Source organism: Citreicoccus inhibens (assembly GCF_019039035.1).
Lineage (GTDB): Bacteria > Myxococcota > Myxococcia > Myxococcales > Myxococcaceae > Citreicoccus > Citreicoccus inhibens.
The window spans coordinates 113769-121190 of the sequence record NZ_JAHNZT010000025.1 but is presented as its reverse complement, the minus strand read 5'-3'; the positions used below and the strand labels follow the sequence as shown (position 1 = coordinate 121190).

Sequence of the window (7422 nt, the reverse complement as noted above, 5' to 3'; positions counted from 1 at the left end):
TGTGTATGGCCGTGCCACCGGCCCTCACGGCGCCATCCACGGCGGCGCGGACTCCGGCGCGCACGGCGGTGCGGCCCGCGCCCTCGAAGGCGCCCTTGGCCGCGGCCCTGGCGGCGGCGCGAGCCAGCTTGGGGCCCGCGCCCGGGACCGCGGCCTTGAAGGCGCCGCTGGCGGCCTTGTAGGCGCTGCCGAACTTGTGGGCATCCCGGGCGATGTCCAAGCCACCCTTGACGGTGGAGACGACGCCCTTGCCCGCGGCGGCCACCGAGCCCACGGCCTTGTCCCAATCCTGGCGGCTGCCGCTGCGCACCGCGTTGCGGATGTCGGAGGCGGCGGTGCCAATCTGCTTGGGCAGCTTGGCGGCGCTGGTGATGGTGCCGAAGACGCCGCCCGCGATGCCGAGCTTGCCCTTCAGGTCGAGCTTGGTCTTCGGGTCGGTCGCCTTGGACACCACCTTGTCGATGTTGTTGCGCAGGGTGGTGCGGAACCCATCGGCGCGCAGGCCGCGGACGTTCTCGAAGACGTCCTTGGTCGCGGTGGAGACCTTCTTGTAGGTGTCGTAGCCCTTCTTGAGCTGCTCGCCGGCCTTCTTCCCTGCCCCGAGCGGATCCTTCGCGACCTGGTGAAGGGTGTTGCTGACGGTCTTGCGGGCGCGGTCGATGAGGCTCATGGAAGGTCTCCCTCGGCTCGGGGCGGGGAAAGGATTGAGAAGCGCGTTGCGATTGAAAGGATTATCGGAGCGCCCAGCGCACAGTTGCGCCAAAGTCCTTATTCTCCGAGAACCCAGCTTTAACGCAATGCGGCAGCCCACCGTGCGCCACGCGTCCGGAGGGCCCCGGCGCGGGGGCCTCAGCAACGCACGGGATTGAGAGGATTTGAATTTCGAGTCGGCGTACGCAGCGAAGCCCACAAGGAGAGCACTGGGTGAACGCGCCCCAGCGCTCTAATGACTTCATCGCTGTCATGGACTGGCGCCGAGGATGGCCACCCACCAGAAGGGCTCGCTCAGCGTTGATGCCCTTGTGCGCGTGGGCAACGACAGGCGGCCCCTCGCGGTGGTGCATGGGGTGGCGCGCGTATTCCCGGGTCTGCGCCTGGATTGGAAGGTCGCCGACGACGGACGCCCCATCATCCTGCCGCGACGTGATGCGTGGCGCACCGCGGGAATCAAGGACGGCGGACTCCCTCTCCTGGGCAATGGCGACGAGAACGCGCCCGTCGAGGTCCCCCATCGCCTCGGCGGGCTGAACTCCTGGTCCGCCGCTGCCGCGTGCCATCGGGTTCCCAGCTTCGACTCGGGAGGCCGAGCTTCTTTCACGGGCGCGGCGCACCGCGGCGGGTGGGTGGGTCGTGCAGCTCACCGACTCGCCGCTCGACCTGGACAATCCCACCCACCTGGATGCGCTCCTGCGGGCCGATGAGCGACTCCCAGCGTTCGGTGGACGTCCAGCGCCTCGCCCCAGCGCAGGGTGTCGAGGCGCTCCTCCACGCGACCCGCGAGCGTGCCGCGCACGGCCACGCTCACGCACAGCGCTGGAGACGCGCGCCTTGCTCAGGTCAGGCCGCGCTGACGGTTGACGAAGGCCGTGGTGCGGGCGGCGTCGTAGTCCGTGCGCAGGTCCGGGTTGGAGATGAGCTCGGCGAAGGCGTGATGGAAGGGAATGGCGTCCTGCGGATCCGCCGCCTTCTCCTGGAGGCGCTTCGTCACCCAGTCCTGGATGGCGTCGATGGTCAGGTCCTTGAGCTTGCCCGCCCCCGGCAACGGCATGTCCGGCAGCAACCCCTTCGCCGAGAACAGCAGGTCCACCATGCCCTTCGTCGCATCATTGCGCTGGTTGAGCTCCTCCACCGCGATCTGGAAGCCACCCTCGAGCGCGCCCACCAGGCTGCCCATGAGCCGCGCCTCGCGCTTCGAGTCCGTGGACGGCGGGTTCTCGTTCGCGTGCCGCTCCAGGTCCTTCTGCATGTCTCCCAGCTTCGTCATCACCGTCTGACGAAGCGCGTCCTGGCCCTCGTGCGCGGGCGGCGAGAAGAGCGTGCGCGTGAAGAACTCAGACATCTTCTTCTGCCCCTCGATGCCCAACGAACCCGAGGCGTCCTTCAACGAGTCCAGCACCGCGTCCGCGTGCTGCGAGAAGAACCGTGACGCCGCCGCGCGCGTGTCCACGTTCTCACCCATCTTGTCGATGGTGTCCGTGAACAGCTTCACCGACTCGGGCGTGGCCGGCTGGATGCGGCTGGCCGCGTCCAACAACTTCCCCAGCGCGGGCGAGAACTTCGAGTCCACGTCCGCGTTGATGTTCTTCGTCAGCACCCCCACCGCGTCCGGATGGTCCTTCAGGAACGCCTGGAGCCGCTCGGGAGGCAGCCCCGCCAGCGCCGCCGCGGCCGCCGTGGCGCGCTGCGGGTCATACGTCCCCTGCGCGCCCGAGATGGCCAGCTCGCGCTTGGCATACGCCTCGATGAGGTCCGGGTTGCCCGTGCTCGCCACCAGGTCGCCCAGCGCCTCGTGCGACTCACCGAGCACCGCGCCGCGCCCGCCCTCCGCCACGCTCTTCGCCAGCTCGTCCGCTGTCACCGCCCCCGAGCGGTAGGCATTGTCCAGCGCCCCCGCCAAGAGCTTGCGATCCGCCTCGCCCAACCGCTGGGTGTGATTGAGGACCTCGCCCGCCACCGGTCCAAACTGGAACATCAGGTCCATGAAGGCGGCCTGCTTGGCCGGATCCGGGTTGGCCTTGAGCCAATCCGTGACGGCGGTCGCGTCCCGGCCGTCGCTCGCCAGGGCGATGGCCTGCTGCGCGGACTCCATCTCCGAGCGCGTCAACGTGGCGGGCGGCACCGCCGCGGACGCCGGCTGCACACCACCGAGCTTCGTGGCCGCCGCCGTCAGGCTCCGCGTCGCGGGTTGAAAGCCATCCTGGTTGCGCTGGCGCTGCAGCGTGCGGTCCTCGCGCCCTGTCGCCGTGCGCGGCTGAGCGGTGTCCTGCTTACCGACGGTGGACTCGATGAGACGTGGACCGCTGCGATCGACGCGTGGCGACATGGATTCTCCCCCTTGAATACGAACGCGGTTCAAGACCGTGTCTGGGTTCTCGGGCCGGGCGCGCCACGAGTTTCCCAACAATTGCAAGAATCACGTGAACTCGGCGTCAGGAATCAACCGTCGCGGGTCATGCCCGAGAGCCCCGGGTCCATCAGGAATCCCGGGGAGTGACAGCTCTCCGGGGGGCTGGTGTTCAACCGGGCGAGCGGGCCGCTCCAACTCCGACCATCGAAGGAACACTCCATGACGCTTGAGTCTGTACGGCTCTCGGGCGCGCTCGTGACGTTCGCGACCGCGCTGCTGGTGAGCTGCGGCCACGAGGGCACGCCGCAGGAACCCGAGGCGCCGAAGTTCGACGTGACGATGCAGCGCACGTCGTTTGGCATTCCCCATATCGCGGCCAGGAACTTCAAGAGCCTGGGCTACGGCATCGGGTATGCCTATGCCGAGGACAACTTCTGCCTCGTCGCCGAAGAGGTCCTGAAGCTGCGGGGCGAGCGCTCGAAGTATTTCGGTCCGGACGGGATGGTCGTCGCGGCCTCGGACCGGCAGGTGACGAACCTGGACGCGGACTTCTATTTCAAATCCTACTTCGACTCGGCCGCCATCTCCGCGCGCTACAAGAGCGCGCCGCACGAGGTGCGCGACCTGGCCGCGGGCTACGTGGCGGGCTTCAATCGCTATCTGACCCAGACAGGCGTCGCGAACCTCCCGGGGGACTGCGCGGGCGCGGCCTGGGTGCGGCCCATCACCGAGGATGACCTCTACTTGCTCTGGCAGCACGTGGCCACGTACCTGTCCGGCGCTGACTTCGTGACGGCCATCGCCACCGCGCAGCCACCCGCCACGGCGACGGGGAGGCCCGCGGCCACGACTCGCGCGGCGAGCGCTCGCGTGGGCCTGCCCGCCCCCGTCACCCCTTGGGGACGTCCGGTGGGCAGCAACGGCTATGGCTTTGGCAAGGACGCGACCGATAACGGCCGCGGGCTCCTCTTCGCCAATCCCCACTGGCCCTGGCGCGGCATCAATCGCATGTACCAGGTACACTTGACCGTGCCCGGCCAGCTCGACGTGATGGGCGCGACGATGGGAGGGATTCCCATGGTCATGATTGGCTTCAACGCGAAGGTGGCCTGGACGCACACCGTGTCCACCAGCATCCACCACGCGCTCCGCGAGCTGACGCTGACGCCCGGCACCCCGACGTCCTACACGGTCGATGGCCAGCCGCGCGCCATGACGGCTCGCACCGTCCAGGTGGACGTGAAGACCGCCTCGGGCGCCATCGAGCCGCGCGTCCGGACGCTCTACACGACGAAGTACGGCCCCCTCGTCACGAGCCCGGGCGACGGCGTGGACTGGAGCCCGACGCAGGCCTACGCGCTCGAGGACGTGAACCTGGGCAACCAGCGCCTCATCGAGCAATGGCTGCGGATGGGACAGGCGCAGTCCGTGGAGGACTTGAAGGCTCGCATCGAGGGCGTGATGGGCATTCCCTGGGTCAACACCATCGCCGCGGACTCCGCGGGCCATGCCCTGTACGGAGACTTCTCCGTGAAGCCCAACGTCAGCGCCGCGCGGCTGGCGGCCTGCACGCAGTCCCCCTTCGCCCAGGCCGCCTGGGCCTCGCGCACGCTCGTGATGGATGGCGCCACCTCTGCGTGTGATTGGGAGACGCAGGGAAGCGATCCGAGCCAGCCCGCCACCTTGCCCGCCGCGCGGCACCCGAGCCTCATCCGCTCCGACTACGTGGCCAACATGAACAACAGCCACTGGTATGCGAATCCCGCCCAGCCCCTCACCGGCTACTCGTGGCTCGCGGGTGCCGAGAAGGAAGACCTGGGCCTGCGCGCGCGGCTGGGCCTGCTCCAGATTCAAGACCGGCTGGCGGGGCGCGACGGCTTGCCCGGCACGCGGTTCAACCTCCAGGCCATGGAGGCCATCCTGGTGGGCTCGCCCGAGTTCCCCGCGCTGGGCAACCGCAACCTCGTCGCCGAGGTCCTGGCCGACGCGCTGACGGAGACGTGCCGCGACCTCACCACCGTGGACATCCCCGACGGCCCCACCGTGGACGTCCGCGAATCCTGCGCCGTGCTCGCCGCCTGGGATCGACACAACAACCCCGAGAGCGTGGGCCCGCACCTCTTCCTGGAGCTGTATGCGCAGGTCTTCTTCGAGCTGTTCTACATGGGCCATGAGGACACAACCCTGTGGGAAGCGCCGTATGACGTGGCGGATCCGCTCCACACGCCAAGCCGGTTGAAGATGTCCCAGCCCGCGGCCCGCGCGCTGCTCCAGGTGGGACTGGCGAGGGCGACCCAGTCCATCCGCGACGCGGGCCTCTCGCTGCGCAAGCCGTGGGGCGAGGTGCAGTTCACCCGCGTGGGCGCTCGGAAGATTCCGCTCGGTGGCGGCGCCGAGGCCTTCAACGTGTTCCAGGCCAATCCCACCCGGCTCAGCCCCACGGGCCTGAGCGCGGAGGGCTACCTCCCGGAGTACGGCGCGAGCATCGTGCAGATGGTGACGTGGGATGACCACGGCCCCGTGGCGGACTCGGTCCTGCTGTATGGACAGTCCGCGAACCCGGCGTCGCCGTACTTCATGGACCAGGTCGAGCAGCTCTGGGCGAAGCGCAGGTGGAACCGCCTGCCCTTCCGCCCCGAGGAGATCCGCGCGGATCCCCACCTGACGTCGCGGCGGCTGTCCGAGTAGGGACCCCGCCCGCGCGCCCATCCGCGCACGTGGGGAGGGGCCTCGGGACTCCGAGGCCCCGCCTGTCAGCCGCGCACCACGCCGTCGAAGACGCCGTAGCCGCCCGGGATGAAGAAGTCCTTGCCCGGCTCGAGCCCGAAGGAGCGCAGCACGGTGGCGGCGATGTCCTGCGAGCGCGGCGCGCGCGTCACCTTGTCCCCGGCCTCCTCCACGAGCGTCACCGGCGAACCCATGGGGGAGCCGTCCATCGTCTCGTCATAGCCCCCCAGCATCTGGTTGCCCTGGATGCCACCGCCCACGAGCAGCGCGCACGTCGCAGGGTGATGGTCGCTGCCGCGCTTGGGGAACGTCCGCCCGAAGTCGCTGTAGATGTAGACGAGCGTCTCATCCAACAACGTGCGGCTGGGGTCGGAGCGGCTGGGCGTCAGGCTCATCTCGATGCACAGGCGCCCCGCCATCTCCAGCGCGATGCGCAGGTGGTTGGTGTGCATGGTCACACCGTTGGCGCTGTGCGTGTCGAAGGTGAAGTTGTTGAAGCTGGAGGCCCGCATGTTCACGGACGTCACCAGGTCCGACTTCAGCAACTGCAAGGCGAAGTCGTACGCGCCCATCGACGCGCCGGTGCCGCACGCGTCCGCGGAACCGATGCAGGCGTCCCAGTTCACCGGATAGGCAGGGTCGGCCTTGAGCTTCTCCCACGTCGGCGTGTTCGCGAGCACCGACAGGATGTCGCGACGGATGGTGCGGCTCTCGCCCTTGTAGGCCTCGTAGAGCTGCTCGAGCATCGCGTCCGTGCCGGAGGTGGAGATTTGATGCTCCGCGCGCAGCACGTCGAGGAGCGCCTCGTCCACCACGCTCGCGGGCACGGTGCCCGACTGCGCCGAGCCGTCGTAGCCGAGGTTGGGGATGTCATGCCGCGTCCGCAGCCCCTTCCAAGCGCTGTCTCGCTTGTCGGACAGCGTGGGCTCCACGGAGGACGGCGAGCCGAGCACCGTGGGATTGGCGAGCGCGGGCAGCCCCAGCGCGGAAGGCTGGATGCCGCGCAGGCTGACGTTGGGGATGGGCCGGTCCGGGAAGCGGCTGGCCATCGCGTTGGCGATGACGGCCTGCACCGAGGGCGAGCGGAAGGTGGCGCCCGCCACCCCGCACATGCTCGCGACGACGCCGCTGGCATGCGCGGCCGTGTTCTGGTCCGCGCCCACGAGCAGCGTGGACTTCTCGTAGAGCTTGTACTTGGGGTCGGCCCACGCGTAGCCCCAGGGCCGGTAGATCTGCTGTCCCTGCGCGAGCGTGTTCGTGCCTCGCGTGTCCGAGGGGTTGTCCCAGTTCCAGTAGATGGGCCCGCGCAGCTTGCGCACGGGCCCGGGCGCATCCAGGTCCGCGGGCGAGCGATCGAAGTTCTGCACCTGGTCGGGCAGATAGCCAGACGGGATGATTCCCCCCTGCGCCGTGGGGATGAACTTGGTGATGCCGCTGCGAGTCAGCGGAGAGAAGAACGTCTCCCAATGGAGTCCGCCATCCATCCAGATGCCCAGCAACTTGGTGGGCCGGCCCGACGTGGGCACGGCCGCGCGAGCCGAGGACAATCCATAGCGCGCCATCAGCCCGACATGGGCGGCCCCGAAGGCCAGCTCGAACAACCTGCGACGAGAGAGCTTCACGGTTGC

General features: G+C 68.9%; 4 protein-coding genes and 1 pseudogene. 2 read left to right on the top strand and 3 right to left on the bottom strand.

What is annotated here, in order from left to right:
- A partial coding sequence (locus tag KRR26_RS25140; RefSeq protein WP_217081059.1) for a hypothetical protein occupies positions 1 to 670 on the bottom strand: 670 nt, incomplete at its 3' end.
- Positions 671 to 980: 310 nt separating this feature from the next.
- Between KRR26_RS25140 and KRR26_RS37005 the strand changes: the two are divergent.
- A pseudogene (locus KRR26_RS37005) lies at positions 981 to 1455 on the top strand (DUF5953 family protein); the annotation flags it as partial.
- Positions 1456 to 1552: 97 nt separating this feature from the next.
- Here the strand turns inward: KRR26_RS37005 and KRR26_RS25135 are convergent.
- Entirely contained in the window at positions 1553 to 3043 is a 1491-nt protein-coding gene (locus KRR26_RS25135; protein WP_120204623.1) for a hypothetical protein, read from the bottom strand.
- 243 nt (positions 3044 to 3286) lie between these two features.
- On the opposite strand from KRR26_RS25135, the gene KRR26_RS25130 reads away from it, so the two are divergent.
- Positions 3287 to 5755, top strand: a complete 2469-nt coding sequence (locus KRR26_RS25130) for a penicillin acylase family protein (RefSeq protein ID WP_217081058.1) — start codon at positions 3287 to 3289, stop codon at positions 5753 to 5755.
- A 65-nt stretch (positions 5756 to 5820) separates the two neighbouring features.
- Here the strand turns inward: KRR26_RS25130 and KRR26_RS25125 are convergent, their stop codons facing one another.
- Positions 5821 to 7416, bottom strand: coding sequence for a DUF1501 domain-containing protein (locus KRR26_RS25125; protein WP_217081057.1), 1596 nt, complete (start codon positions 7414 to 7416; stop codon positions 5821 to 5823).
- Positions 7417 to 7422 lie beyond the last annotated feature (6 nt).

Excerpts from the sequence above, each read along its gene's own strand:
- KRR26_RS25130 (WP_217081058.1), top strand. The coding sequence starts at position 3,287 with ATGACGCTTGAGTCTGTACGGCTCTCGGGCGCGCTCGTGACGTTCGCG.
- KRR26_RS25135 (WP_120204623.1), bottom strand. The coding sequence starts at position 3,043 with ATGTCGCCACGCGTCGATCGCAGCGGTCCACGTCTCATCGAGTCCACC.